This is a genomic window from Enterobacter sp. 725m/11 (genome assembly GCF_011683705.1).
In the GTDB taxonomy this organism is placed as follows: domain Bacteria; phylum Pseudomonadota; class Gammaproteobacteria; order Enterobacterales; family Enterobacteriaceae; genus Enterobacter; species Enterobacter bugandensis.
Window position 1 is genome coordinate 13,453 of record NZ_JAAQOK010000012.1, and the last position, 25,341, is coordinate 38,793.

Annotated in this window: 28 protein-coding genes; 24 read left to right on the top strand and 4 right to left on the bottom strand. The window is 54.8% G+C overall.

Annotated elements, in window-relative coordinates; all coding sequences use genetic code 11:
• The first annotated feature begins 187 nt into the window (after positions 1 to 187).
• A complete protein-coding gene (rluC, locus tag HBA26_RS06935) occupies positions 188 to 1,135 on the top strand; it encodes a 23S rRNA pseudouridine(955/2504/2580) synthase RluC (protein ID WP_028012713.1) in 948 nt (315 codons plus the stop codon).
• A gap of 79 nt (positions 1,136 to 1,214) precedes the next feature.
• Here the strand turns inward: rluC and HBA26_RS06940 are convergent, their stop codons facing one another.
• Positions 1,215 to 1,799: a nucleoside triphosphate pyrophosphatase gene (locus HBA26_RS06940; protein WP_059354893.1), complete on the bottom strand. Its 585-nt coding sequence runs from the start codon at positions 1,797 to 1,799 to the stop codon at positions 1,215 to 1,217.
• A gap of 140 nt (positions 1,800 to 1,939) precedes the next feature.
• Between HBA26_RS06940 and yceD the strand changes: the two genes are divergently transcribed.
• The 14 genes from yceD to ptsG all read left to right on the top strand — a co-directional run bounded on the left by yceD (position 1,940) and on the right by ptsG (position 14,267).
• Positions 1,940 to 2,461, top strand: coding sequence for a 23S rRNA accumulation protein YceD (gene yceD / locus HBA26_RS06945; protein ID WP_021240759.1), 522 nt, complete (start codon positions 1,940 to 1,942; stop codon positions 2,459 to 2,461).
• A 16-nt stretch (positions 2,462 to 2,477) separates the two neighbouring features.
• Positions 2,478 to 2,651, top strand: coding sequence for a 50S ribosomal protein L32 (gene rpmF, locus HBA26_RS06950; RefSeq protein ID WP_003857964.1), 174 nt, complete (start codon positions 2,478 to 2,480; stop codon positions 2,649 to 2,651).
• Positions 2,652 to 2,731: 80 nt separating this feature from the next.
• On the top strand, positions 2,732 to 3,766 hold the full coding sequence (gene plsX / locus HBA26_RS06955) for a phosphate acyltransferase PlsX (RefSeq protein WP_028012715.1): 1,035 nt from the start codon (positions 2,732 to 2,734) through the stop codon (positions 3,764 to 3,766).
• Positions 3,767 to 3,772: 6 nt separating this feature from the next.
• On the top strand, positions 3,773 to 4,726 hold the full coding sequence (locus tag HBA26_RS06960) for a beta-ketoacyl-ACP synthase III (protein ID WP_041910515.1): 954 nt from the start codon (positions 3,773 to 3,775) through the stop codon (positions 4,724 to 4,726).
• Between the two features lie 15 nt (positions 4,727 to 4,741).
• Positions 4,742 to 5,671, top strand: coding sequence for an ACP S-malonyltransferase (fabD, locus tag HBA26_RS06965; RefSeq protein ID WP_100170476.1), 930 nt, complete (start codon positions 4,742 to 4,744; stop codon positions 5,669 to 5,671).
• Positions 5,672 to 5,683: 12 nt separating this feature from the next.
• Positions 5,684 to 6,418: a 3-oxoacyl-ACP reductase FabG gene (gene fabG, locus HBA26_RS06970; RefSeq protein WP_010429699.1), complete on the top strand. Its 735-nt coding sequence runs from the start codon at positions 5,684 to 5,686 to the stop codon at positions 6,416 to 6,418.
• A 154-nt stretch (positions 6,419 to 6,572) separates the two neighbouring features.
• The gene (gene acpP / locus HBA26_RS06975; RefSeq protein WP_003857954.1) at positions 6,573 to 6,809 is read left to right on the top strand and encodes an acyl carrier protein; all 237 of its coding nucleotides are present in this window, start codon (positions 6,573 to 6,575) and stop codon (positions 6,807 to 6,809) included.
• Between the two features lie 91 nt (positions 6,810 to 6,900).
• A complete protein-coding gene (fabF, locus tag HBA26_RS06980) occupies positions 6,901 to 8,142 on the top strand; it encodes a beta-ketoacyl-ACP synthase II (protein ID WP_045630098.1) in 1,242 nt (413 codons plus the stop codon).
• Positions 8,143 to 8,264: 122 nt separating this feature from the next.
• A complete protein-coding gene (pabC, locus tag HBA26_RS06985; RefSeq protein ID WP_100170475.1) occupies positions 8,265 to 9,080 on the top strand; it encodes an aminodeoxychorismate lyase in 816 nt (271 codons plus the stop codon).
• Positions 9,077 to 10,099 carry a cell division protein YceG gene (gene yceG / locus HBA26_RS06990; protein ID WP_100170474.1) on the top strand — a complete coding sequence of 341 codons (1,023 nt, stop codon included), beginning with the start codon at positions 9,077 to 9,079 and terminating at the stop codon, positions 10,097 to 10,099. The genes pabC and yceG overlap by 4 nt, the downstream gene beginning before the upstream one ends.
• Positions 10,089 to 10,730 (top strand): dTMP kinase, encoded by a 642-nt coding sequence (gene tmk, locus HBA26_RS06995; RefSeq protein ID WP_100170473.1) that lies wholly within the window; start codon positions 10,089 to 10,091, stop codon positions 10,728 to 10,730. Before yceG ends, tmk begins: the two co-directional genes overlap by 11 nt.
• The gene (gene holB, locus HBA26_RS07000; protein ID WP_045261638.1) at positions 10,727 to 11,731 is read left to right on the top strand and encodes a DNA polymerase III subunit delta'; all 1,005 of its coding nucleotides are present in this window, start codon (positions 10,727 to 10,729) and stop codon (positions 11,729 to 11,731) included. Before tmk ends, holB begins: the two co-directional genes overlap by 4 nt.
• Before the next feature lie 10 nt (positions 11,732 to 11,741).
• On the top strand, positions 11,742 to 12,536 hold the full coding sequence (locus HBA26_RS07005) for a metal-dependent hydrolase (RefSeq protein WP_028012723.1): 795 nt from the start codon (positions 11,742 to 11,744) through the stop codon (positions 12,534 to 12,536).
• Positions 12,537 to 12,833: 297 nt separating this feature from the next.
• On the top strand, positions 12,834 to 14,267 hold the full coding sequence (gene ptsG, locus HBA26_RS07010) for a PTS glucose transporter subunit IIBC (RefSeq protein WP_028012724.1): 1,434 nt from the start codon (positions 12,834 to 12,836) through the stop codon (positions 14,265 to 14,267).
• 71 nt (positions 14,268 to 14,338) lie between these two features.
• On the opposite strand, the gene fhuE is transcribed toward ptsG, so the two are convergent.
• Positions 14,339 to 16,528 (bottom strand): ferric-rhodotorulic acid/ferric-coprogen receptor FhuE, encoded by a 2,190-nt coding sequence (gene fhuE / locus HBA26_RS07015; RefSeq protein ID WP_045630101.1) that lies wholly within the window; start codon positions 16,526 to 16,528, stop codon positions 14,339 to 14,341.
• A 340-nt stretch (positions 16,529 to 16,868) separates the two neighbouring features.
• Here fhuE and hinT point away from each other — a divergent pair, with 340 nt between their 5' ends.
• The 8 genes from hinT to HBA26_RS07055 all read left to right on the top strand — a co-directional run bounded on the left by hinT (position 16,869) and on the right by HBA26_RS07055 (position 22,956).
• On the top strand, positions 16,869 to 17,228 hold the full coding sequence (gene hinT, locus HBA26_RS07020; protein ID WP_006809243.1) for a purine nucleoside phosphoramidase: 360 nt from the start codon (positions 16,869 to 16,871) through the stop codon (positions 17,226 to 17,228).
• A gap of 1 nt (position 17,229) precedes the next feature.
• The gene (locus HBA26_RS07025; protein WP_041910507.1) at positions 17,230 to 17,604 is read left to right on the top strand and encodes a YcfL family protein; all 375 of its coding nucleotides are present in this window, start codon (positions 17,230 to 17,232) and stop codon (positions 17,602 to 17,604) included.
• A 13-nt stretch (positions 17,605 to 17,617) separates the two neighbouring features.
• On the top strand, positions 17,618 to 18,262 hold the full coding sequence (gene lpoB, locus HBA26_RS07030) for a penicillin-binding protein activator LpoB (protein WP_088205017.1): 645 nt from the start codon (positions 17,618 to 17,620) through the stop codon (positions 18,260 to 18,262).
• A complete protein-coding gene (gene thiK, locus HBA26_RS07035) occupies positions 18,243 to 19,067 on the top strand; it encodes a thiamine kinase (protein ID WP_048959699.1) in 825 nt (274 codons plus the stop codon). The genes lpoB and thiK overlap by 20 nt, the downstream gene beginning before the upstream one ends.
• Positions 19,068 to 19,078: 11 nt before the next feature.
• Positions 19,079 to 20,104, top strand: a complete 1,026-nt coding sequence (nagZ, locus tag HBA26_RS07040; RefSeq protein WP_045261820.1) for a beta-N-acetylhexosaminidase — start codon at positions 19,079 to 19,081, stop codon at positions 20,102 to 20,104.
• Between the two features lie 34 nt (positions 20,105 to 20,138).
• Positions 20,139 to 20,681, top strand: a complete 543-nt coding sequence (gene ycfP / locus HBA26_RS07045) for an alpha/beta hydrolase YcfP (protein ID WP_008500781.1) — start codon at positions 20,139 to 20,141, stop codon at positions 20,679 to 20,681.
• 237 nt (positions 20,682 to 20,918) lie between these two features.
• Positions 20,919 to 22,223 carry an NAD(P)/FAD-dependent oxidoreductase gene (locus HBA26_RS07050; RefSeq protein WP_028012730.1) on the top strand — a complete coding sequence of 435 codons (1,305 nt, stop codon included), beginning with the start codon at positions 20,919 to 20,921 and terminating at the stop codon, positions 22,221 to 22,223.
• 193 nt (positions 22,224 to 22,416) lie between these two features.
• Positions 22,417 to 22,956 (top strand): glycine zipper 2TM domain-containing protein, encoded by a 540-nt coding sequence (locus tag HBA26_RS07055; protein ID WP_028012731.1) that lies wholly within the window; start codon positions 22,417 to 22,419, stop codon positions 22,954 to 22,956.
• 58 nt (positions 22,957 to 23,014) lie between these two features.
• Here the strand turns inward: HBA26_RS07055 and comR are convergent, their stop codons facing one another.
• Entirely contained in the window at positions 23,015 to 23,650 is a 636-nt protein-coding gene (comR, locus tag HBA26_RS07060) for a TetR family copper-responsive transcriptional repressor ComR (RefSeq protein ID WP_028012732.1), read from the bottom strand.
• Between the two features lie 244 nt (positions 23,651 to 23,894).
• On the opposite strand from comR, the gene bhsA reads away from it, so the two are divergent.
• Positions 23,895 to 24,152, top strand: coding sequence for a multiple stress resistance protein BhsA (bhsA, locus tag HBA26_RS07065; protein WP_023332711.1), 258 nt, complete (start codon positions 23,895 to 23,897; stop codon positions 24,150 to 24,152).
• Positions 24,153 to 24,225: 73 nt separating this feature from the next.
• Here bhsA and HBA26_RS07070 read toward each other — a convergent pair whose 3' ends face one another.
• Positions 24,226 to 25,191, bottom strand: a complete 966-nt coding sequence (locus HBA26_RS07070; protein ID WP_063153834.1) for a L,D-transpeptidase family protein — start codon at positions 25,189 to 25,191, stop codon at positions 24,226 to 24,228.
• Between the last annotated feature and the right edge of the window lie 150 nt (positions 25,192 to 25,341).

Consider the following 25,341-nt stretch of genomic DNA (forward strand, 5'->3'; position numbering starts at 1 on the left):
GGGTTATAGCAAGATGACTTTTACCAATTATCACCCGGTTACTCACAGTTTCTTCACCTCAAGGTGGTGATTGGTTTAATAACCACCAAATCGATTGCGTGAAACGGGGCGCAGGCCGGATAAAAGTAAATATAAGCATAGAAAAATGAGTGGCGCTAATGGCTGACGATATTTAGAATCGCCAACCATGAAAACAGAGACTCCAGCCGTAAAAATGGTTGCTATCGCGGATGACTACGCGGGGCAACGCATCGATAACTTCTTGCGCACCCAACTGAAGGGCGTGCCAAAGAGTATGATTTACCGCATCCTGCGTAAGGGCGAGGTGCGGGTGAATAAAAAACGCGTGAAGCCTGAGTATAAGCTCGAAGCCGGTGATGAAGTGCGTATTCCACCGGTTCGCGTGGCTGAACGTGAAGAAGAGGTGGTTTCGCCGAAGCTGCAAAAAGTCGCGGCCCTGAGCGATGTCATCCTTTATGAGGACGATCATATTCTGGTGCTGAATAAGCCATCGGGTACCGCGGTCCACGGTGGTAGCGGTCTGAGCTTCGGCGTGATTGAAGGGTTACGTGCGCTGCGTCCGGAAGCCCGTTTCCTCGAACTGGTTCACCGCCTGGACCGTGATACCTCAGGCGTGCTCCTGGTAGCGAAAAAGCGTTCAGCGCTGCGTTCCCTGCACGAGCAGTTGCGTGAGAAGGGCATGCAGAAAGATTATCTGGCGCTGGTGCGCGGTCAGTGGCAGTCCCACGTGAAGGTGGTGCAGGCCCCGCTGCTGAAGAACATTCTGCAAAGCGGCGAGCGCATTGTGCGCGTGAGCCAGGAAGGGAAACCGTCGGAGACGCGCTTTAAGGTTGAAGAGCGCTACGAGTTTGCCACGCTGGTGCGCTGCAGCCCGGTGACGGGACGTACCCATCAGATTCGCGTCCATACCCAGTTTGCGGGCCATCCGATTGCGTTTGATGACCGCTACGGCGACCGGGAATTTGATAAACAGCTGGCGGGCACGGGCCTGTCGCGTCTGTTCCTGCATGCGGCAGCGCTGAAGTTTACCCATCCTAATACCGGGGAAGTTATCCGTATTGAAGCGCCGCTGGATGAGCAGTTGAAACGCTGCCTGAAGGTTCTGCGCGGCTGATTATGTGCCGGGTGGCGCTGCGCTTACCCGGCCTACGAAACCCGTAGGCCCATGCAAGCGAAGCGCCGCTGGGCATAACTTACACGATCAGCGGATTACACTCTTCTCGCCGTAACATCTGGCACAAGGCAATCAGCGGCAATCCCACCAGTGTGTTCGGATCCCGACCGTCCAGCTTGTCGAACAGCGCAATTCCCAGCCCCTCACTTTTGAAGCTTCCTGCGCAGTTCAGCGGACGTTCCCGGCGCACGTAGTCCATAATCTCCTGCTCGCTAAGATGGCGGAAGTGCACGTCGAACGGCTCGCATTCGGTTTGCAGATGGCCGGAGGCGGAGTTATAGAGCGCCAGGCCCGTGTAAAAGGTCACGATAGTGCCCCGCGCACGCAGAAGCTGCTGGCAGGCATTCTCCTCCGTATGAGGCTTGCCGGTGATTTCGCCGTCCAGCACGCAAACCTGATCGGAGCCTATAATCAAATGTGCAGGATAACGTGCGGCCAGCGATTGCGCTTTCTCCTTAGCGAGACGCGTTACCAGATGACGCGGTGATTCGCCCGGTTGCGGCGTCTCATCTACTTCTGGCGCGGCGCATTCAAACGGGATCCCGAGCTTTTCCAGCAGCGTTCGACGGTAGGGAGAAGTGGAAGCAAGGACGAGATTTGGCATATTTTTATCACCAGATATAGCGTATCGATGCCAGCCATTTTAAACTACAGGCCGCAATGTGTGCGAATAATTGGCAAAAGGCAGCTCTGGTTGCCTTTTTCTTTGACTCTATGACGTTACAAAGTTAATATGCGCGCCCTATGCAAAAGGTAAAATTACCCCTGACTCTTGATCCGGTTCGTACGGCTCAAAAACGCCTTGATTACGAAGGTATCTATACTTCCGATCAGGCCGAGCGTATTGCCGAATCTGTAGTCAGTGTGGACAGTGATGTAGAATGCTCCATGTCGTTCGCTATCGACAACCAGCGTCTCGCCGTTTTAACCGGTGATGCAAAGGTAACGGTAACGCTCGAGTGTCAGCGTTGCGGGAAACCGTTTGTACAGCATGTTCACACAACGTATTGTTTCAGTCCGGTTCGTTCTGACGAACAGGCTGAAGCACTCCCGGAAGCGTATGAGCCGATTGAGGTTAACGAATTCGGTGAAATCGATCTTCTGGCTCTGGTTGAAGATGAAATCATCCTCTCCTTGCCAGTCGTTCCGGTGCATGATTCTGAACACTGTGAAGTGTCCGAGGCGGACATGGTCTTTGGGGAACTGCCTGATGAAGCGCAAAAACCAAACCCATTTGCCGTATTAGCCAGCTTAAAGCGTAAGTAATTGAGGAGTAAGGTCCATGGCCGTACAACAGAATAAACCAACCCGTTCCAAACGTGGCATGCGTCGTTCCCATGACGCGCTGACTGCAGTTACCAGCCTGTCTGTAGACAAGACTTCTGGTGAGAAACACCTGCGTCACCACATCACCGCTGACGGTTTCTACCGCGGCCGCAAGGTTATCACTAAGTAATCGCGCGAAAGCGTGATTAGGCTTAGTGAGGATTTCCCCGTGCAAACGGGGAAGTTACCGAACCAGGCTGCGACGATACCTTGACACGTCTAACCCTGGCGTTAGATGTCATGGGGGGAGATTTTGGCCCTTCCGTGACAGTGCCTGCAGCATTGCAGGCACTGAATTCTAATTCGCAACTCACACTTCTTTTAGTCGGCAATCCCGACACAATCACGCCATTACTTGCAAAAGCTGACTTTGAACAACGTTCGCGTCTGCAGATTATTCCTGCGCAGTCAGTTATTGCCAGTGATGCACGCCCCTCACAGGCGATTCGTAATAGCCGTGGCAGCTCTATGCGCATGGCGCTGGAGCTGGTAAAAGAAGGGCGAGCGCAGGCTTGCGTCAGCGCCGGCAATACCGGCGCGCTGATGGGGCTGTCGAAATTACTGCTCAAGCCGATTGAGGGCATTGAGCGCCCGGCGCTGGTGACGGTGTTACCGCATCAGCAGAAGGGGAAAACGGTGGTGCTCGATTTGGGCGCTAACGTGGATTGTGATAGTACCATGCTGGCTCAGTTCGCCGTGATGGGGTCGGTGCTGGCAGAAGACGTGGTCGGGATCAACAATCCCCGCGTTGCGTTATTGAATATTGGTGAAGAAGAGACCAAAGGCCTGGACAGCATTCGCGACGCTGCTGAAATGCTCAAACAGGTTCCCTCCATCAACTATATTGGTTATCTCGAAGCCAATGAGTTGCTGACGGGAAAAACGGATGTTCTGGTGTGCGATGGCTTCACCGGAAACGTAACGTTGAAGACCATGGAAGGGGTCGTGCGCATGTTCCTTTCTCTGCTGAAATCTCAGGGAGAAGGCAAAAAAAGCGCCTGGTGGTTGATTTTATTGAAGCGTTGGTTACAAAAGAGCCTGACGCGGCGATTCAGTCACCTCAACCCCGACCAGTATAATGGCGCCTGTCTGTTAGGATTGCGCGGCATCGTGATTAAGAGTCATGGCGCCGCCAATCAGCGAGCATTTTCTGTCGCCATTGAACAGGCAGTGCAGGCGGTGCAGCGACAAGTCCCTCAGCGGATTGCCGCTCGCCTGGAATCTGTATTAGCTAAAAGTGACTGAGCGTACATGTATACGAAGATTTTAGGTACCGGCAGCTACCTGCCAAAACAAGTGCGTACCAACGCCGATCTGGAAAAAATGGTAGATACGTCTGACGAGTGGATTGTCACGCGCACAGGTATCCGTGAACGTCGTATCGCCGCGCCAGACGAAACCGTGTCCACCATGGGTTACGAAGCCGCACAGCGCGCTATCGAAATGGCGGGTATCGATAAAGAAGAGATTGGCTTGATCGTGGTTGCCACGACGTCTGCCACGCATGCTTTCCCAAGCGCGGCGTGTCAGGTGCAGAACATGCTCGGTATTAAAGGCTGCCCGGCGTTTGACGTTGCCGCCGCGTGCGCAGGTTTCACCTACGCGCTGAGCATTGCCGATCAGTATGTTAAATCTGGCTCCGTCAAATATGCGCTGGTTATCGGTGCTGACGTTTTGGCGCGTACCTGCGATCCAACCGATCGCGGAACGATCATTATTTTCGGTGATGGTGCCGGTGCGGTGCTGCTGGGGCAGTCCGAAGAGCCGGGTATCATCTCCACGCATCTGCATGCCGATGGCCGCTACGGCGAGCTGTTAACGCTGCCTAACGCCGATCGCGTTAATCCGGACAGCTCCATCTACCTGACCATGGCGGGTAACGAGGTGTTCAAAGTGGCGGTGACCGAGCTTGCGCACATTGTCGATGAGACGCTGGAAGCAAATAACCTTGAACGCACCGCGCTCGACTGGCTGGTGCCGCATCAGGCGAACCTGCGTATCATCAGCGCCACCGCTAAAAAGCTGGGCATGTCGATGGATAACGTTGTGGTGACGCTGGATCGTCACGGCAACACCTCTGCGGCGTCGGTACCGTGCGCATTTGATGAAGCGGTACGCGACGGACGAATCAAACGGGGCCAGCTGGTCTTGCTTGAAGCCTTCGGTGGCGGGTTCACCTGGGGTTCCGCGCTGGTTCGTTTCTAGTATAAGGAATAAAAAATGACGCAATTTGCTTTTGTGTTCCCGGGCCAGGGTTCTCAAACCGTTGGGATGTTGTCTGAAATGGCAGCAAACTACCCGGTCATTGAAGAGACTTTTCGTGAAGCTTCTGATGCGCTGGGTTATGATCTGTGGGCGCTGACCCAACAGGGTCCGGCCGAAGAGCTGAACAAAACCTGGCAAACTCAGCCAGCGTTGCTGACTGCGTCCGTTGCGCTGTGGCGCGTATGGCAGCAGCAGGGCGGTAAAGCGCCAGCACTGCTCGCGGGCCATAGCCTGGGTGAATACTCTGCGCTGGTGTGCGCCGGTGTGATTGCGTTTGCTGACGCGGTGCGCCTGGTAGAACTGCGCGGTAAATTCATGCAGGAAGCGGTGCCAGAAGGAACGGGTGGCATGTCTGCCATTATTGGTCTGGATGATGCCGCGATTGCAAAAGCGTGTGAAGAATCTGCTCAAGGGCAGGTGGTTTCTCCGGTTAACTTCAACTCGCCGGGCCAGGTTGTTATTGCTGGTCATAAAGAGGCCGTTGAACGTGCCGGTGCTGCCTGTAAAGCCGCGGGCGCCAAACGCGCACTGCCGCTGCCGGTCAGCGTACCGTCTCACTGCGCACTGATGAAGCCCGCAGCCGAGAAACTGGCGGCTGAGCTGGAAAAAATTACCTTTAACGCACCGACGATTTCCGTTGTGAACAACGTCGATGTGAAATGCGAAACCGCGCCGGAGGCTATCCGTGACGCACTGGTTCGCCAGCTCTATAGCCCGGTACAGTGGACCAAAACCGTTGAGTTTATGGCCTCTCAGGGCGTTGAGCACCTTTATGAAGTCGGTCCTGGTAAAGTCCTCACCGGTCTGACGAAACGTATTGTTGACACCCTGACTGCCTCGGCGATTAACGAGCCGGAAGCGATGTCAGCGGCACTCTCGCAATAAAAGAGGAATACCATGAGTTTTGAAGGAAAAATTGCCCTGGTTACTGGCGCAAGCCGCGGTATCGGGCGTGCAATTGCTGAAACACTGGTCGCGCGCGGCGCGAAGGTGATTGGTACAGCAACCAGCGAGAATGGCGCTCAGGCCATCAGCGAGTATCTGGGTGCGAACGGTAAAGGTCTGGTACTGAATGTGACCGAACCTGCATCTATCGAATCTGTTCTGGAAAATATTCGCGCAGAGTTTGGTGAAGTGGATATTCTGGTCAATAATGCCGGGATCACTCGCGACAACCTGCTGATGCGAATGAAAGATGATGAGTGGAACGATATTATCGAAACCAACCTGTCATCTGTATTCCGTCTGTCAAAAGCGGTAATGCGCGCTATGATGAAAAAGCGTCATGGTCGTATTATCACTGTTGGTTCTGTGGTTGGTACCATGGGAAATGCTGGTCAGGCTAACTACGCTGCGGCGAAAGCAGGTCTGATCGGTTTCAGTAAGTCGCTGGCGCGTGAAGTCGCGTCCCGCGGGATTACTGTAAACGTTGTTGCTCCGGGCTTTATTGAAACGGACATGACGCGTGCGCTGACTGATGATCAGCGTGCGGGTACGCTGGCGGCAGTTCCGGCGGGTCGTCTTGGCGACCCTAAAGAAATCGCCAGTGCGGTTGCATTTTTAGCCTCTGACGAAGCGGGTTACATCACTGGTGAGACCCTCCACGTCAACGGCGGGATGTACATGGTTTAATCACGATCGAAAATATTTGCGTTATTAGGGCAAATGGCCTCAAAATAACGTAAAATCGTGGTAAGACCTGCCGGGATTTAGTTGCAAATTTTTCAACATTTTATACACTACGAAAACCATCGCGAAAGCGAGTTTTGATAGGAAATTTAAGAGTATGAGCACTATCGAAGAACGCGTTAAGAAAATTATCGGCGAACAGCTGGGCGTTAAGCAGGAAGAAGTTGTGAACTCCGCTTCCTTCGTTGAAGACCTGGGCGCAGATTCTCTTGACACCGTTGAGCTGGTAATGGCTCTGGAAGAAGAGTTTGATACTGAGATTCCGGACGAAGAAGCTGAGAAAATCACCACCGTTCAGGCTGCCATTGATTACATCAACGGCCACCAGGCGTAAGTGAACATCTCCAGGCGGTCATTCGACCGCCTGAGTTTTATCTTTTTTAGTCCCACGTATCTCTTTTTTTATCCCTCCCTGGAGGACAAACGTGTCTAAGCGTCGTGTAGTTGTGACCGGACTTGGCATGTTGTCTCCTGTCGGCAATACCGTAGAGTCCACCTGGAAAGCTCTCCTTGCCGGTCAGAGCGGCATCAGCCTAATCGACCATTTCGATACTAGCGCCTATGCAACGAAATTTGCTGGCTTAGTAAAGGATTTTAACTGTGAAGAGATCATCTCGCGCAAAGAACAGCGCAAGATGGATGCCTTCATTCAATATGGAATTGTCGCTGGCGTTCAGGCCATGCAGGATTCTGGCCTTGAGATTACGGAAGAGAACGCAACCCGTATCGGCGCCGCTATCGGCTCCGGGATTGGTGGTCTTGGCCTGATCGAGGAAAACCATACATCGCTGATGAATGGCGGACCGCGTAAGATCAGCCCGTTCTTCGTTCCGTCCACGATTGTTAACATGGTGGCAGGTCACCTGACCATTATGTTCGGCCTGCGTGGGCCAAGCATCTCTATCGCTACTGCGTGTACGTCTGGCGTACATAATATCGGCCAGGCCGCGCGTATCATTGCGTACGGCGATGCAGATGCTATGGTTGCGGGCGGTGCTGAAAAAGCCAGTACCCCACTGGGTGTTGGTGGTTTCGGCGCAGCGCGTGCGCTCTCTACCCGTAACGATAACCCTCAGGCGGCGAGCCGTCCGTGGGATAAAGACCGCGATGGTTTCGTGCTGGGTGACGGCGCAGGTATGCTCGTACTGGAAGAGTACGAACATGCGAAAAAACGTGGCGCGAAAATTTATGCTGAAGTCGTTGGCTTCGGGATGAGCAGCGATGCGTATCACATGACGTCTCCTCCGGAGAACGGCGCGGGTGCTGCGCTGGCGATGGAAAATGCGATCCGTGATGCGGGTATTACCCCTGCACAGATTGGCTACGTTAACGCGCACGGCACTTCTACGCCTGCAGGCGATAAAGCAGAAGCGCAGGCGGTTAAGTCTATCTTCGGCGAGGCTGCCAGCCGCGTAATGGTCAGCTCTACGAAATCCATGACCGGTCACCTGCTGGGTGCGGCGGGTGCAGTAGAGTCAATCTACTCTATCCTTGCGCTGCGCGATCAGGCTGTGCCGCCAACCATCAACCTGGATAACCCGGATGAAGGTTGCGATCTGGACTTCGTTCCGCACGAAGCGCGTCAGGTTAGCGGTATGGAGTACACCCTGTGTAACTCCTTCGGCTTTGGCGGCACGAATGGTTCTCTGATCTTCAAAAAGGTCTGAGCCTGACTGCCTGAAAGCTATAAAAAAAAGGTCCGCTTGGCGGGCCTTTTTTATTAGGGAAAATCCCCTTGTCCGGCTTTTAACATCCTGCCAGACTGAGCCTCCACGCATAAGGAGCCACCATGTTTTTAATTAATGGCCTTGAGCAAGAAACGCTGCCGGCAAGCGACAGGGCAATCCAGTTTGGCGATGGCTGTTTCACCACTGCGCGTATTCTTGACGGTGAGGTGATCCTGCTTGACGCCCATATCCGTCGTTTACAAAAAGCCTGCGAGAAATTGCTGATTCCCTTCATGCAGTGGGACATTCTCGAGCGCGAGATGCGCCGGCTGGCGTCAGGTAATACAAACGGCGTTTTAAAAGTTATTCTTAGCCGCGGCAGCGGCGGGCGAGGGTACAGCGGTTCCGCCTGTCAGCATCCCACGCGTATTCTTTCCGTATCAGCGTATCCTGCTCACTATGCGCGCTGGCGTGAGGAGGGGGTAACGCTGACGCTGAGCCCGGTACGGCTGGGGCGAAACCCTATGCTCGCCGGAATAAAACATCTTAACCGCCTTGAACAGGTGCTTATTCGTACTCATCTTGAACAGACGGACGCCGATGAGGCGCTAGTCCTTGACAGCGAAGGGTTCATTACGGAATGCTGTGCGGCTAATTTACTCTGGCGGAAGGGCCGTGAGGTCTTCACCCCTTCGCTGGAGCAGGCTGGGGTTAACGGCATCATGCGCCAGTTTTGTTTGCAACAGCTGGCACATGCAGGCTTTCGCGTTGTCGAAGTAAACGCGAAGGAAGAGGCGCTGCTGTCCGCCGATGAAGTTGTGATCTGCAATGCGCTGATGCCTGTTATACCCGTTCGGGCGTATGGTCAACAGCGCTGGTCTTCGCGAGAGCTCTTTACGTTTTTAGCCCCGATATGTGAGCAAATCAAAAAGTCATGAAGAAAATGTTGCGCTTTGTCCTTCTCCTGCTCGTTGCGCTGGGTATTGCCGGCGGAGCGGGAGTATGGAAGGTTCGCCAGCTGGCGGACAGTAAAATACTGATTAAAGACGAGACGATTTTTACCCTGAAAGCCGGTACCGGGCGGATGGCGCTGGGCGAGCAGCTTTACGGGGATAAAATCATCAACCGTCCACGCGTGTTCCAGTGGTTATTGCGTATCGAGCCTGAACTGTCTCACTTCAAGGCTGGTACCTATCGCTTTACGCCCGGCATGACCGTCAGAGAGATGCTGCAGCTGCTGGAAAGCGGTAAAGAGGCACAGTTCCCGCTGCGCTTTGTTGAAGGGATGCGCTTAAGCGATTACCTCAAGCAGCTGCGTGATGCGCCTTACATCAAGCACACGCTAAAAGACGATCGCTATGAGACGGTCGCCGAGGCGCTGAAATTTGAACATCCTGAGTGGGTGGAAGGCTGGTTCTGGCCAGACACCTGGATGTATACGGCGGGCACGACCGATGTGGCGATTCTTAAACGGGCACACAAAAAGATGGTTGAGGCAGTTGATTCCGCCTGGGAAGGGCGTATGGACGGGCTGCCTTATCAAGATCAAAACCAGTTTGTGACAATGGCCTCGATCATTGAGAAAGAGACGGCCGTGGCGGCCGAGCGCGACCGGGTCGCGTCGGTATTTATCAACCGCCTGCGCATCGGCATGCGTCTGCAAACCGACCCGACCGTTATCTACGGCATGGGCGAGAGCTATGCCGGTAAGATCTCCAGAAAAGATCTGGAGACGCCAACGGCGTATAATACCTACGTGATTAACGGCTTACCGCCGGGCCCGATAGCCACGCCGAGCGAGGCTTCGCTCAAAGCCGCCGCGCACCCGGCCAAAACACCGTACCTCTATTTTGTGGCTGATGGAAAAGGGGGGCATACCTTTAACACCAACCTTGCCAGCCATAATCGCTCTGTTCAGGACTATCTGAAGGCACTTAAGGAAAAAAATGCGCAGTAAATACATTGTCATTGAGGGACTCGAAGGGGCGGGTAAAACCACCGCCCGTAACGTGGTAGTGGATACGCTGAAATCGCTTGGCGTCGCTGACATGGTCTTTACCCGCGAGCCGGGCGGTACTCAGCTGGCGGAGAAACTGCGCAGCCTGGTGCTGGATATTAAATCCGTTGGCGACGAGGTTATTACTGACAAAGCCGAAGTGCTGATGTTCTATGCGGCGCGCGTCCAGCTGGTTGAGACCGTGATTAAACCTGCGCTGGCCGACGGCAAGTGGGTGATCGGTGACCGTCACGATCTGTCGACTCAGGCCTATCAGGGCGGCGGACGCGGTATTGACCAGACGATGCTGGCAACCCTTCGCGATGCCGTACTGGGGGATTTTCGCCCGGACCTGACCCTCTACCTGGATGTGACCCCGGAAGTGGGCCTCAGGCGCGCCCGCGCGCGCGGCGAACTGGACCGCATTGAGCAAGAGTCTTTCGATTTCTTTAACCGCACGCGCGCACGCTATCTTGAGCTGGCCGCGCGGGACAGCGCAATTCGTACCATTGACGCCACGCAATCTCTGGACGACGTCACGCGCGATATTCAACAGACCGTTACGCAGTGGCTACAGGAGCAGCAGGCATGAAATGGTATCCATGGTTGCGCCCGCACTTTGAACAGCTGATCGCCAGCTATCAGGCCGGTCGGGGGCATCATGCGTTACTGATTCAGGCGTTGCCGGGAATGGGGGATGATGCGTTGATCTACGCCATCACTCGTTTTCTGATGTGCCAGCAGCCGGAAGGGCATAAAAGCTGCGGTAAATGCCGCGGCTGCCAGCTGATGCAGGCCGGCACGCATCCTGACTATTACACGCTTGAGCCTGAGAAGGGCAAAAGCGCGCTTGGCATTGATGCCGTGCGTGAAGTCAGCGAGAAACTGTACGAACATGCGCGTCTGGGCGGGGCAAAAGTGGTCTGGCTCAACGACGCTGCGTTGCTTACCGAGGCGGCGGCGAACGCGCTGCTTAAAACCCTGGAAGAGCCGCCGGAAAAGACGTGGTTTTTCCTTTCCTGCCGGGACCCGGGACGTTTACTGGCGACGCTGCGCAGCCGTTGTCGTCTCCATCATCTGGCGGTACCTCAGGAATCGTGGGCGTTAAGCTGGCTTGAGCGAGAGGTGACAACGTCACAGGAGAGTGCGTTGTCTGCGCTGCGCCTCAGCAGCGGCGCCCCCGCGGCGGCGCTGGCATTACTACAGCCTGACGTCTGGTCGCAGCGAGAAGCGCTCTGCCGGGCCGTTGAGGCTTCACTTAACAACCAGGACTGGCTGAGTTTACTGCCTGCGCTGAATAGCGATCGGGCCGTCGAGCGTCTGCACTGGCTGGCCTCCTTATTGCTCGATGCGCTAAAAATCCAGCAAGGGGCTACGCTGCTGACTAACCCGGACGCGTGGCCCCTGGTGAACATGCTGGCAAGCCGCCTTACAGGCGCGTCTCTGCACGCTATCCTTCATGATGTTTGCGAGAGCCGCGAACAGCTTTTAACCGTGACGGGTCTTAATCGCGAGCTTTTGCTGACCGACCAGTTACTGCGTATTGAACACTACCTGCAACCGGGCGTTACGCCGCCTGTTTCCCATCTCTGAGAGAGACATTATGTTTTTAGTCGACTCACACTGCCATCTTGATGGCCTGGATTATCAATCCCTGCACAACGACGTGGATGACGTGCTGGCAAAAGCCGCTGCCCGCGATGTGAAATTTTGTCTTGCGGTGGCGACGACGCTGCCAGGGTATCGCTCAATGCGTGAGCTGGTGGGCGATCGCGATAACGTGGTGTTCTCCTGCGGCGTTCATCCGCTGAACCAGGACGAAGAGTATGACGTAGAAGAGCTGCGCCGACTGGCAGCAGAAGCGGGCGTCGTGGCGATGGGTGAAACCGGGCTGGACTATTTTTACACGCCGGAAACGAAAGCGCGCCAGCAGGCGTCTTTCCGCAACCATATTCGCATCGGCCGCGAACTGAATAAACCGGTCATCGTACATACGCGCGATGCGCGCGCCGATACGCTGGCGATCCTCCGGGAAGAAAACGTGACGGATTGCGGTGGCGTACTACACTGTTTCACAGAAGACAGAGAAACGGCGGGTAAACTGCTTGATTTGGGGTTTTATATTTCGTTTTCCGGGATCGTGACGTTCCGTAACGCTGAGCAGCTCCGTGATGCTGCGCGCTATGTCCCGCTCGATCGCATTCTGGTGGAAACAGACTCTCCGTATCTGGCGCCGGTACCGCATCGCGGTAAAGAGAACCAGCCGGCCATGACGCGAGACGTCGCAGAGTACATGGCCGTGCTTAAAGGCGTCAGTATCGAAGAGCTGGCCCGCGTCACGACGCAAAACTTCTCTGCGCTGTTCCATATCGACCCCGCCCGCCTGCAATCCGTCTGATAAGCCTGTTTTTTTTAGGCTCGTAATTAATAAATAAAACGAGTAAAGTTCACCGCCTCATTTGGGGCGGTGACGGTGTTCTCAGAAACATCCAGACATGCTTTTTGTAAATTACTGAAAGTTTTTCGACCGTCTTAAGCTGAAACGTGATAGCCGTCAAACAAACTCAGAGGGAATTATTTTACTCTGTGTAATAAATAAAGGGCGCTTAGATGTCCTGTCCACGGCACGGTACTCCCCCCGGGCCAATGCGTGAAAGCGTAAAAAAAGCACAAATACTCAGGAGCACTCTCAATTATGTTTAAGAATGCATTTGCTAACCTGCAAAAGGTCGGTAAATCGCTGATGCTGCCAGTATCCGTACTGCCTATCGCAGGTATCCTGCTGGGTGTCGGTTCTGCTAACTTCAGCTGGCTGCCAGCCGTAGTTTCCCATGTGATGGCTGAAGCAGGCGGTTCCGTCTTTGCTAACATGCCTCTGATCTTCGCTATCGGTGTGGCGCTGGGCTTTACCAATAACGACGGCGTTTCTGCGCTGGCTGCAGTGGTTGCTTACGGCATCATGGTGAAAACCATGGCTGTGGTTGCGCCGCTGGTTCTGCATTTACCGGCAGAAGAGATTGCCGCGAAACACCTGGCAGATACCGGTGTTCTGGGCGGTATCATCTCCGGTGCGATTGCAGCGTATATGTTCAACCGCTTCTATCGCATCAAGCTGCCTGAGTATCTGGGCTTCTTCGCGGGCAAGCGTTTTGTTCCGATCATCTCTGGTCTGGCAGCGATTTTCACTGGCGTGATCCTGTCCTTCATCTGGCCACCAATCGGTTCCGCTATCCAGACCTTCTCTCAGTGGGCTGCTTACCAGAACCCGGTTGTCGCGTTCGGTATCTATGGCTTCATCGAGCGTTGCCTGGTGCCATTCGGTCTGCACCACATCTGGAACGTTCCATTCCAGATGCAGATTGGTGAATTCACCAACGCAGCAGGTCAGGTGTTCCACGGCGATATCCCACGTTACATGGCGGGTGACCCAACTGCAGGTAAACTGTCTGGTGGCTTCCTGTTCAAAATGTACGGCCTGCCGGCTGCTGCGATTGCAATCTGGCACTCTGCTAAGCCAGAAAACCGTGCAAAAGTGGGCGGTATCATGATCTCCGCAGCGCTGACCTCGTTCCTGACCGGTATCACCGAGCCGATCGAGTTCTCCTTCATGTTCGTTGCGCCAATCCTGTACATCATCCACGCTGTACTGGCTGGCCTGGCGTTCCCAATCTGTATCCTGCTGGGTATGCGTGACGGTACGTCCTTCTCTCACGGCCTGATCGACTTTATCGTTCTGTCCGGTAACAGCAGCAAGCTGTGGCTGTTCCCAATCGTGGGTGCGTGCTACGCCGTTGTTTACTACACCATCTTCCGCGTGCTGATCAAAGCACTGGACCTGAAAACTCCGGGTCGTGAAGATGCAACTGAAGACAGCAAAGCAGGCGCGACCAGCGAAATGGCTCCGGCACTGGTTGCTGCGTTCGGCGGTAAAGAGAACATCACTAACCTGGACGCGTGCATCACTCGTCTGCGTGTGAGCGTTGCCGACGTTGCGAAAGTGGACCAGCCGGGTCTGAAAAAACTGGGTGCAGCGGGCGTGGTTGTTGCAGGTTCGGGCGTTCAGGCTATCTTCGGTACTAAATCCGATAACCTGAAAACCGAAATGGATGAGTACATCCGCAACAGCTAAGCTGTGACCTGGGGAGACTAAGGCAGCCGAATGGCTGCCTTTTTTATTGCTGTGGTTTGTTGTGCCAACACTCAGAAGTCGTAGCTTGCGCTCACCGAGACGTTCAGCGGTGCGCCATAAACCACGTAAGAGCCGACGTAATCGTAATACTCTTTGTCGAACAGGTTGTTGACGTTCGCCTGAATAGCAAAATCTTTGGTGACCTGATAGCGGCTGAACAGGTTAACCAGTCCGTAGCTGCCTTGCTCTGCGCGGGATTGTCCCGCCGGGCCACCGTCCACATCCGTCCACACTTTGTTTTGCCAGTTTACGCCACCGCCTACCGTCAGCGCCGGCAGCATTGGCAGTTGATAACGGGTAAACAGCTTCATTGTCGTGCGCGGCTGATCGGAACTGACAGCGCTGCCGTTCTTATCTTCCGCAATGTAGCGGGTCGCGCCGAACGTCAGCTGCCAGTTATCGGTCAGGGCGCCGTTCAGCTCGAACTCAATCCCTTTGCTGACCACGCCATCCAGCGATTCATAAATCGACTCACCGCTCGGCATGTAGGTATAGGTGTTGCTCGCCACGTTATCCTGCTCGATGCGGAAAATCGCCAGCGAGGTGGTCAGACGGGTATTAAACCAGTCTGCTTTAACACCGGCTTCGTAGCTTTTGCCCGTGGTTGGATCGAGATAACGTCCGCTGGCGTCGCGCTTGTCCTGCGGCTGGAAGATGGAGGTATAGCTGACGTAGGTCGACCAGTCTTCGTTGATATCGTAGACCAGGCCCGCGTAAGGCGTTACGTCATCTTCAGTGCTTTCCAGGCGGGTGTCAGGAGAGCCCGCCGGGTTATAGCGAATGTTGTAGTTGGTGTAGCGCGCCCCGAGGATCAGGTGCAGCGGGTCAGCCAGCGAGAAGCGGGCGGAGGTGTACGCTGAGGACTGGCGAATGTCATCCTGGCTGTAGAGCTTCCACGGCGTCCACTGCGGATCGGCGATATTTCCGTTCCAGTTTTTGAAATTCCCCACGTCCACCATGCCGTACAGCGCATCCGGCATTCTGTTGTCATAGTGGTTGCGCTGTCGGCTGAAGCTGCCGCCAAACATCATCTCATGCTGGCGGCCGAAAAGATCGAAGCCGCCGCGCAGGAAGGCATCAACCGCATCCTGTTTGCGTTCACCTCTGTTCCAGCCGCCGTAGCCAACCATGCCCGCCCCGGTCTCTTTTTCCGGATAGCCGGACATATACATCAGCTTGCTGTCGAAGTTGGTCTCCGCGTGCATGCCGTTGACGTGCGCTTCCCAGCCGTTGTCGAAACGCTGGGTCAGGTTAGCGAAGATGCGGGTGCTATCCTTGTCCGAGTAGGCCCAGTCAGGCGCGACGGTCTGGCTGCGATTGTAGTCGGTTTTACTCCCGTCGCTGTACCAGGTCGGCAATCCGCCCCAGGTTGGATCGGCGGTGTGGCTTTCCTGATATTCATACCCTACAGAGAGGGTGGTGCTGTCGGTGACGTCCGCATCCACCACGCCGTAGAGGAACTTCTTCCGGTAGTGGTAGTTATCCACGAAGCTGTCGTTGTCCTGATAGCCCGTAATCAGGCGTCCCCGTACCTTCCCGGACTCTACCAGCGGTGCCTGGAGATCCAGCACGTAGCGCTGCTTGTCCCAGCTGCCGTAGCTGGCGGAGACATTGCCTTTGAACTCATTGCTGTCCGCATGCTTACGCACCATATTGACGTACGCCGCCGGGTTACCGGTGCCGGACATCAGCCCGGTCGCGCCGCGAACCACTTCGATACGGTCGTAAATCGCGGTATCGGCGGCGGTGTCGCCGAAGTTCCACACTTCGCTGATGGAGGTTGGCAGGTCGTCAAAGGCGTAATTACTGACGAAAAATCCGCGCGAGTAAAAGACGGTACGATCGCTGTCCTGCACCTGCGCCGTTACGCCCGTGGTGTTAGTCAACACCTGGCCGATAGACTGAAGGTTCTGATCCGCCATGCGCTGTTGGCTAATGACGCTAACGGACTGTGGGATATCACGGGGAACCAGCAACAGCTTTGTGCCGGTGGTGGTGGTTTTTACGCTGTAATCCCGGTCCTGACTTGCGGAAGGATCCTGCGTATTGTCAAAACCTCCATCCACGACGACGGTGTCTTCGGTTGCTGATGCAGCGAAAGCGGCGGCTGGCGTCAATGCCATAGCAATACAGGCTGCCAGCAACGAAGGCGTTGCGACAGGCTGACGTTGCCCATCCCTGGTGTGATCAATGAAAGACATTATCAAACCCTTATGAACGGTGAAGAGTGTTTGCGTCAGTCCCACAAATACGGTCTGACGTCGTTTTCTATGTTAGAAATGCGCATGAAAATGCAAATGCGAAATATACGCATTGCCATTAATGCTGTAAACAGATGTGTCGTGCGAAACTGAAATAATGTTTCAGCCCGTTAAGGCACGCGAGCGGTCACTCTTCAGTCAGCTGATGAATATTCAGCAAAGAATTCGGGGGAGAAGGTTGAAAGGACAGGAGAAACTCGCTCATACTCTTGAATTGTGTCACACAGTCCTCCAGAGAGTGTGTTAACAGCGGACGCACCTAACAAAAAAGGAAAAGGTCATGGCTGAAGAAACGATTTTCAGTAAAATTATTCGCCGCGAAATCCCGTCGGATATCGTCTATCAGGATGAACTGGTAACGGCTTTCCGGGACATTTCCCCTCAGGCACCGACACACATCCTTATCATTCCTAATATTCTGATTCCGACCGTAAACGACGTAAAAACCGAGCACGAAGTGGCGTTAGGTCGTATGCTGACGGTGGCGGCGAAAATTGCCGAGCAGGAAGGCATAGCGGAAGACGGTTATCGTCTGATCATGAACTGTAATCGTCATGGCGGCCAGGAAGTTTATCATATTCACATGCATCTGCTGGGTGGACGTCCGCTGGGACCGATGCTGGCTCACAAAGGTCTGTAACATGTTTAAAGGGCGTATTGCAGCGCTGGTAATGACGATGATGGTTGTGGGGTGCAGCACGCGTCCGGCGATCCCTGTCAGCGATGAACAGACGCTGGTGATGGAATCCTCCGTGCTGGCTGCGGGCATCACGGCGCAACAGCCCGCACTGACCATCAGTGAAATTAAATCTTCTGCCTCCTCTACGCTCTATAACGAAAGAAATGAACCGGTGACGGTCCACTACCGTTTTTTCTGGTATGACGTAAGAGGTCTTGAGATGCACCCGCTGGAGGCGCCGCGCAGCGTCACTCTTCCGGCAAGGTCGTCGGTAACGCTCTATGACAGCGCCAGCTATCTGGGTGCGCATAAGGTGAGACTTTATCTTTATCTCTAAGGGGTGAACCTTGATTAAAAATATGAGCCGTTATGCGCTCGTGACCGCATTCGCGCTGTTCCTCGCAGGGTGTGTGACCCGTACAGAACAGCCAGCACCTGTGGAAGAGGCAAAGCCGGGTACCGAGCAGCCGACACCGCCAACGCAGACCCAGCCAACCGTGCCGTCTGTACCGTCTATTCCGTCACAGCCTGGCCCGATTGAACATCAGGACCAGACGTCACAACCTGCGCCGCGCGTGCGCCATTACGACTGGAACGGTGCGATGCAGCCGATGGTCGGTAAAATGCTGCAGGCTCAGGGCGTGACGGCAGGCAGCGTGCTGCTGGTCGATAGCGTGAACAACCGTACCAACGGTTCGCTGAACGCGGGCGAAGCGACAGAAACGCTGCGCAATGCACTGGCAAACAACGGTAAGTTTACGCTGGTCTCTGCTCAGCAGCTCGCATTAGCCAAACAGCAGCTGGGCCTGTCGCCGCAGGATAGCCTCGGCACCCGCAGCAAGGCGATTGGCATTGCCCGCAACGTTGGCGCCCAGTATGTGCTGTACTCTAATGCGACCGGTAACGTGAATACCCCAGCCCTGCAGATGCAGCTGATGCTGGTTCAGACAGGCGAAATTATCTGGTCAGGTAAAGGTGCGGTTACGCAACAATGACACCACGCGTGAAGAGATTCTGACGCGTTATTTTCCACAGTACCGCCTTATCGCGCCGCAGGCCCACTCCGGGCTTAGCGGCGCGAGTTGCATTATAGCGCGGGGCGCGCACCGTCTGGTCTTGCGGCAGAACCACGATCCCTTCGCCCCGGCTTTCCAGTTTCGCCGTCAGTTTCGCGCCCTCAAACGCCTTCCGTCGGATCTCGTGCCTGAACCCCGATTTTTCAGCAAGGGCTGGATGGCCGTCGACTATCTGGAGGGGGAGGTGAAAAGCGCGCTGCCGGACACCCCAGCGCTTGCGGCGATGCTGTATCATCTGCACCAGCAACAGCGTCTGGGGTGGCGAATCGCCTTACTTCCACTGCTGGAAAACTACTGGCAACAAGCCTCTCCAGCAAGACGTACCCCAGTGTGGCTTGCGCATCTCAAACGGCTGCGTAAAGCGGGCGAGCCGCAACCGATTCGGCTCTCGCCGTTACATATGGATGTGCACGCCGGGAACATCGTGCATACGCCACAGGGCGCCAGGCTTATCGACTGGGAATATGCCGGAGACGGCGATGTGGCGCTGGAGCTGGCCGCGGTCTGGACGGAAAGTGAAGCCGCGCGGCAGAAACTCATCAGAGACTATGCCAGCGTTGCGCACTTTAACGCCGATGCGCTGGCACACCAGGTGAGACGCTGGCGGCCCTGGGTCATCATGCTGATGGCGGGCTGGTTTGAGATGCGTTTGCAGCAGTCCAGAGATAAACAATTTATTGCGCTGGCAGACGATGCCTGGCGCCAGTTACAAACGAAAGGATAAGAGAGGTGAGTGTGGGTCCAGTCATGTTAGATGTAGAAGGGTTTGAGCTGGATGCGGAGGAGCGTGAAATTCTGGCGCATCCGCTGGTGGGCGGCCTGATCCTGTTTACCCGCAACTATCACGATCCGGCGCAACTGCGTGAACTGGTGCGCCAGATCCGCGCCGCGTCGCGCAATCATCTGGTGGTGGCCGTCGATCAGGAAGGCGGCCGCGTGCAGCGTTTTCGCGACGGTTTTACCCGCCTGCCAGCAGCCCAGTCTTTCGCCGCGCTGCTCGGCACGGAAGAAGGTGGGAAACTGGCGCAGGAAGCCGGCTGGCTGATGGCCAGCGAAATGATTGCCATGGATATCGACATCAGCTTTGCCCCGGTGCTGGATGTGGGCCATATCAGCGCCGCGATTGGCGAGCGCTCCTACCATGAAGATCCGCGTATTGCGCTGGCAATGGCGACCCGGTTTATCGACGGGATGCACGAGGCGGGAATGAAAACTACCGGGAAACACTTCCCGGGCCACGGGGCGGTGACGGCGGATTCCCACAAAGAGACCCCGCGCGACCCGCGTCCGGAAGCGGAAATTCGCGCCAAAGATATGTCGGTGTTCCGCTCGCTTATCACCGATAACAAGCTGGACGCCATTATGCCCGCGCACGTGATTTACAGCGATGTCGATCCGCGTCCTGCCAGCGGCTCCCCGCACTGGCTGAAAACCGTTCTGCGCCAGGAGCTGGGTTTCAACGGCGTCATTTTCTCCGACGATCTGTCGATGGAAGGGGCGGCAATCATGGGCAGCTATGCTGAGCGCGGTCAGGCCTCGCTGGATGCAGGTTGCGATATGATCCTGGTCTGCAATAATCGTAAAGGTGCCGTTAGCGTGTTGGATAACCTGTCACCGATCAATGCAGAGCGTGTTACGCATTTGTATCATAAAGGTTCATTTAGCCGTCAGGAGCTGATGGATTCGGCGCGCTGGAAGTCGGTCAACGCCCGGCTTGAAGACCTGAATGAGCGCTGGCAGGCACATAAAGCCAGCCTGTAAACCCTCCCGGAAGGCGTAGCGTGGTGAGAAGACAATGATCATCTATTTACACGGTTTTGACTCAAACAGTCCTGGTAATCATGAGAAGGTGCTACAGCTGCAGTTTATCGATCCCGATGTACGGCTGATTAGCTACAGTACGCGCCATCCGAAGCATGATATGCAGCATCTGCTCAAAGAGGTGGACAAGATGCTGCAGCTTAACGTCGACGATCGCCCGTTGATTTGCGGCGTGGGGCTGGGCGGCTACTGGGCGGAGCGGATTGGCTTCCTGTGCGACATCCGCCAGGTGGTCTTCAATCCTAATCTTTTCCCGAATGAGAACATGGAAGGCAAAATTGACCGCCCGGAAGAGTATGTCGATATTGCGACCAAGTGCGTGAGCAACTTCCGTGAGAAAAACCGCGATCGCTGTCTGGTGATCCTCTCGCGTAATGATGAAGCACTGAACAGCCATCGGGCCGCAGAGCTGCTGCATCACTATTACGAGATCGTCTGGGACGAAGAGCAGACCCACAAGTTCAAGAACATCTCCCCGCACCTCCAGCGCATCAAAGCCTTTAAAACGCTGGGCTAAACCACAGCCTGCCACTTCAGAAACCCGGTCGCGAACGCGCACCGGGTTTCTTTTTGTCCAGAATTGTCTACTTTTAAGCCATCAAAACTTGATGCATATCAATTTTGGTATGACCAATGCGCCTGACGTGTTATTCTCAATGCACCTGAATGGTTTCAGTGCTGTAACCTGTTGTTAATTAAGGGTTATTTTCATAACTTTTAATTAACAATTGGTTAATAATTTGAGGGGGTCACGTTGACTACGCCATTGAAAAAGATAGTGATTGTAGGCGGTGGTGCTGGCGGGCTGGAGCTGGCCACACAGTTGGGCAAGAAGCTGGGGCGCGGTAAAAAAGCCAAAATCACGCTGGTGGATCGTAACCACAGCCACCTGTGGAAACCGCTGCTGCACGAAGTGGCGACCGGCTCACTGGATGAGGGCGTGGACGCGCTGAGCTATCTGGCGCACGCGCGCAACCATCATTTCCAGTTCCAACTGGGCTCGGTGGTTGACATCAACCGTGAGAGCAAAACCATTACCCTGGCCGAGCTGCGTGATGAAAAAGGCGAGCTGCTGGTCCCCGAGCGCAAGCTGGCGTATGACACGCTGGTGATGGCGCTCGGCAGTACCTCCAACGATTTCAACACGCCGGGCGTTAAAGAGCACTGTATCTTCCTCGATAACCCGCACCAGGCGCGTCGTTTCCATCAGGAAATGCTGAACCTGTTCCTGAAGTACACCAGCAATCTGGGTGCGAATGGCAAGGTTAACATTGCCATTGTCGGCGGCGGCGCGACAGGCGTTGAGCTGTCCGCAGAGCTGCACAATGCGGTTAAACAGCTGCACAGCTACGGTTACAAAGGGTTAACTAACGAAGCGCTGAACGTGACGCTGGTCGAAGCGGGTGAGCGTATTCTGCCTGCGCTGCCTCCGCGCATTTCAGGCGCAGCGCACAATGAACTGACGAAACTGGGCGTGCGCGTCCTGACGCAGACCATGGTGACCAGCGCTGACGAAGGTGGACTGCACACCAAAGACGGCGAGTACATCAAAGCGGATCTGATGGTCTGGGCGGCAGGTATCAAAGCGCCTGACTTTATGAAAGATATCGGTGGTCTGGAGACGAACCGCATTAACCAGCTGGTCACCGAGCCGACGCTGCAAACCACGCGCGACCCTGAAATCTTCGCTATTGGTGACTGTGCCTCCTGCGCGCGTCCTGAAGGGGGCTTCGTGCCGCCGCGCGCTCAGGCCGCGCACCAGATGGCAAGCCTGGTGCTGCACAACATCCTGGCGCAGTACAAAGGCAAGCCAATGAAGGCGTATGTCTATAAAGACCACGGTTCTCTGGTATCGCTGTCAAACTTCTCTACCGTCGGTAGCCTGATGGGTAACCTGATGCGTGGCTCGATGATGGTGGAAGGGCGCATTGCACGCTTCGTGTATATCTCCCTGTACCGTATGCACCAGATCGCGCTGCACGGTTACTTTAAAACGGGCCTGATGATGCTGGTGGGCAGAATCAACCGCGTCATTCGTCCACGTCTGAAGCTGCACTAATCTTTCACTCCCTCCGGGCCCTCCGGAGGGATTTTTTAGCATATCATGCTGCTCGTCGTGGATTAGGTGCCTAAGAGTTCTCCTAAACGCGATATATCTCTCCCCGATGTCCACTTTTTGATCCTTTGTCTTATTGGCGAAGCCGCGCCTCCATAGCAGAATTGTTACCAATAGCAACAAAGGAGGAAGTCCCGTGAATAAATCAATGTTGGCGGGTATAGGGATCGGCGTCGCAGCTGCGTTAGGTGTGGCTGCTGTTGCCAGTCTCAACGTTTTAGATCGCGGCCCGCAGTATGCGCAGGTGGTTTCTGCAACGCCTATTAAAGAAACCGTAAAAACCCCACGTCAGGAGTGCCGTAACGTCTCCGTAACCCATCGTCGTCCGGTACAGGATGAAAACCGTATTGCCGGCTCTGTTCTGGGTGCGGTAGCGGGTGGGGTGATTGGTCACCAGTTTGGCGGTGGTCGGGGTAAAGATGTCGCGACCGTGGTCGGCGCGCTGGGTGGCGGCTATGCCGGTAACCAGGTGCAGGGCGCAATGCAGGATAACGATACTTACACCACGACCCAGCAGCGCTGTAAAACCGTCTATGACAAGTCGGAAAAAATGCTGGGCTATGACGTGACCTACAAAATTGGCGATCAGCAGGGCAAAATCCGCATGGATAAAGACCCGGGCACCCAAATTCCACTGGATGGAAACGGCCAGCTGGTACTGAATAACAAAGCGTAAAAAAGATGTTCTCTGAACTTAGCTCCTCAAGCGCTCAGGCTGAGGAGCTTTTTTTGCGTCAGATTTTGAGCAGTTCAGGCCACAGGCGCAGCGTGGTGTCGGAAATGTTCTGCAGTTTTTCCAGCGTCGCCCCTTCACGGGCGCTGATCGACATTCCCTGTAAAATACAGCTCAGGTATTGCGCCAGCATCTGAGGCTGGCAGTGCGCGGGAATTTCGCCGCGCTGCTGGCGCTGAGCCAGAAATGCGCTGAGCGTCTCCTCCTGCATCGCATGACGCGATTTCACCGTATTGGCGATCTCTTTTGATGCTGCCGCCAGGGTGGCAGAGGTGTTAATCATAAAGCAGCCCGCGGGCGTCTCTTTACTGGTGAAGCAGGTGGCAACGGCGGTAAAGTAATCCCGTAGCGCCTGTTCAACACTTTTCTCTTCACAAAATAGTTGGGCTTCGTGTTTCGCCGCAAAGCGCGAAATGTACCTGTCCAGCACCGCCCTGAACAGCCCCTCTTTATTGGTAAATTCAGCATAAAGCGTCGGCGCTTTAGCTCCGGTGGCTTCTACCAGATCGGAAAGCGAGGTCGCTTCATACCCATGTTGCCAGAAGAGAGTCATGGCCTTATCAAGCGCTGCATCCCTGTCAAACACTTTTGGTCGGCCACGGCTTTTCTTCACACAACTCGTGACGTCGGTTGTCATTTGCCGTTGGTCCTCTGTTGGTTTGTTGAATGACCATTATAAAAATAAACGCAACCCACCACCAGTGCAGAATGCTTAAAAATAAATTAATCATATATGTATGAAAAATAACAATTTTAAAATTTAATTAATGCTCGTTATAAAAATGTGTTGACGCGTGAGCTGGATCACATTTATGATTTACCTATCGATCGTTAACTAAATAGCTAACGACCAAAAAATTCATCTGCCAAAGGTAAACATTATGAAAAACGTAAAAACCCTCATCGCTGCTGCTGTACTGAGTTCACTCTCTTTCGCAAGCTTTGCTGCTGTACAGGTACAATCCACTCCAGCCGATCAGCATAAAGTCGGGACGATCTCTGCCTCTGCCGGGACTAACCTGGGCTCTCTGGAAGATCAGCTGGCACAAAAAGCGGAAGCAATGGGTGCAAAATCTTACCGCATCACCTCTGTGACCGGTCCTAACACCCTGCACGGCACCGCTGTCATCTACAAATAAGCTGGGCATAAACCCTCATTTATGCCACTGCAATAAAAAACGCCCTGCTTAGCAGGGCGTTTTACTTTCCGTCTTACATGGACTGCTGGACGACATTGTGATGCCGGGTGACATCGGTCGGCATGCCTGACCGCGCTTCCATCGCGCGCTCCATCACCAGGCTATCGGTATTCGCATTTGTTTTGAAGCTCACCATCGCGGCATTCAGGTTAATGGGTAACGTCTGGGGATCATCGCCGATATTTTTTGATAGCGGCTGGTGAATCTCAACCAGCCGCACGCCGCCTGGCTCTTCAGAGACCTTAATCGGCGTATTGATAATATTCACCTTCGTTCCCGGCGTAACGACGTTAAACAGCGTTTTGATATCGTCATCGCGCAGACGAATGCAGCCGGAGCTGACGCGCATGCCGATGCCAAAATCCGCGTTCGTACCGTGCAGCAGGTACACACCGCCGTATGCGGCAAGGCGGATCGCGTGATGACCCATCGGGTTATCCGGGCCTGCCGGAACCACGGCAGGAAGATCGATGCCCTGGGCCTTATAGCGGGCGCGAATGTTGGCTGTCGGCGTCCAGGTTGGGTTGGCGCGTTTATCCGAGACGGTGGTGACCATCGTCGGCGTCAGCGTATCGCCGCCCAGTTGACCAATACCAATAGGGTAGACGGTAACCTCATTTTTACCCGGCGGGTAATAGTACAAACGCAACTCCGCCAGGTTGATCACGATCCCCTCCCGCGGAGCGTCCGGCAGGATAGTCTGTAACGGAATGGTCAGTACGCTGCCCGCGCGCGGGACGTACGGATCGACGCCGGGGTTCGCCTGCAGCAGGGCCAGAAAACCGACGTTATATTTTTTGGCTATCGCTTCCAGTGAGCCACCATTGTTTTCAACCACATGAAAACGGTTTTCGCCCACCACCTTGCTGCCGGGCGGGGGAAGGGGCCAGGTGTTTGCCCGAGCAGGAAGCGCAACCGCGACGGTGGCTGCCAGCGCAAACAGGGTTATCCAGCGGGTAAAACGCGAAGAGGTCATCATCACCATAATCCATAAAAATGATAAGGTTATTGTTTTATAAGGGGTTAAAGATAATTATGGCGAATGGGTGTGTCGGGAAGATCGGGTGAAGTGCAAAGAGTTTGTAAATTGTCCCCCCGCCAGCACTGCGCTAACGGGGGGAAGGGCGAG

What these genes read in the sequence shown, in the direction of transcription:
- rpmF (WP_003857964.1), top strand. Translation starts at nt 2,478, where the DNA reads ATGGCCGTACAACAGAATAAACCAACCCGTTCCAAACGTGGCATGCGT.
- HBA26_RS06960 (WP_041910515.1), top strand. Translation starts at nt 3,773, where the DNA reads ATGTATACGAAGATTTTAGGTACCGGCAGCTACCTGCCAAAACAAGTG.
- rluC (WP_028012713.1), top strand. Translation starts at nt 188, where the DNA reads ATGAAAACAGAGACTCCAGCCGTAAAAATGGTTGCTATCGCGGATGAC.
- HBA26_RS06940 (WP_059354893.1), bottom strand. Translation starts at nt 1,799, where the DNA reads ATGCCAAATCTCGTCCTTGCTTCCACTTCTCCCTACCGTCGAACGCTG.
- fabD (WP_100170476.1), top strand. Translation starts at nt 4,742, where the DNA reads ATGACGCAATTTGCTTTTGTGTTCCCGGGCCAGGGTTCTCAAACCGTT.
- yceD (WP_021240759.1), top strand. Translation starts at nt 1,940, where the DNA reads ATGCAAAAGGTAAAATTACCCCTGACTCTTGATCCGGTTCGTACGGCT.
- HBA26_RS07070 (WP_063153834.1), bottom strand. Translation starts at nt 25,191, where the DNA reads ATGATGACCTCTTCGCGTTTTACCCGCTGGATAACCCTGTTTGCGCTG.
- ptsG (WP_028012724.1), top strand. Translation starts at nt 12,834, where the DNA reads ATGTTTAAGAATGCATTTGCTAACCTGCAAAAGGTCGGTAAATCGCTG.
- HBA26_RS07005 (WP_028012723.1), top strand. Translation starts at nt 11,742, where the DNA reads ATGTTTTTAGTCGACTCACACTGCCATCTTGATGGCCTGGATTATCAA.
- holB (WP_045261638.1), top strand. Translation starts at nt 10,727, where the DNA reads ATGAAATGGTATCCATGGTTGCGCCCGCACTTTGAACAGCTGATCGCC.
- comR (WP_028012732.1), bottom strand. Translation starts at nt 23,650, where the DNA reads ATGACAACCGACGTCACGAGTTGTGTGAAGAAAAGCCGTGGCCGACCA.
- acpP (WP_003857954.1), top strand. Translation starts at nt 6,573, where the DNA reads ATGAGCACTATCGAAGAACGCGTTAAGAAAATTATCGGCGAACAGCTG.
- pabC (WP_100170475.1), top strand. Translation starts at nt 8,265, where the DNA reads ATGTTTTTAATTAATGGCCTTGAGCAAGAAACGCTGCCGGCAAGCGAC.
- fhuE (WP_045630101.1), bottom strand. Translation starts at nt 16,528, where the DNA reads ATGTCTTTCATTGATCACACCAGGGATGGGCAACGTCAGCCTGTCGCA.
- ycfP (WP_008500781.1), top strand. Translation starts at nt 20,139, where the DNA reads ATGATCATCTATTTACACGGTTTTGACTCAAACAGTCCTGGTAATCAT.
- yceG (WP_100170474.1), top strand. Translation starts at nt 9,077, where the DNA reads ATGAAGAAAATGTTGCGCTTTGTCCTTCTCCTGCTCGTTGCGCTGGGT.
- hinT (WP_006809243.1), top strand. Translation starts at nt 16,869, where the DNA reads ATGGCTGAAGAAACGATTTTCAGTAAAATTATTCGCCGCGAAATCCCG.
- fabG (WP_010429699.1), top strand. Translation starts at nt 5,684, where the DNA reads ATGAGTTTTGAAGGAAAAATTGCCCTGGTTACTGGCGCAAGCCGCGGT.
- HBA26_RS07025 (WP_041910507.1), top strand. Translation starts at nt 17,230, where the DNA reads ATGTTTAAAGGGCGTATTGCAGCGCTGGTAATGACGATGATGGTTGTG.
- tmk (WP_100170473.1), top strand. Translation starts at nt 10,089, where the DNA reads ATGCGCAGTAAATACATTGTCATTGAGGGACTCGAAGGGGCGGGTAAA.
- bhsA (WP_023332711.1), top strand. Translation starts at nt 23,895, where the DNA reads ATGAAAAACGTAAAAACCCTCATCGCTGCTGCTGTACTGAGTTCACTC.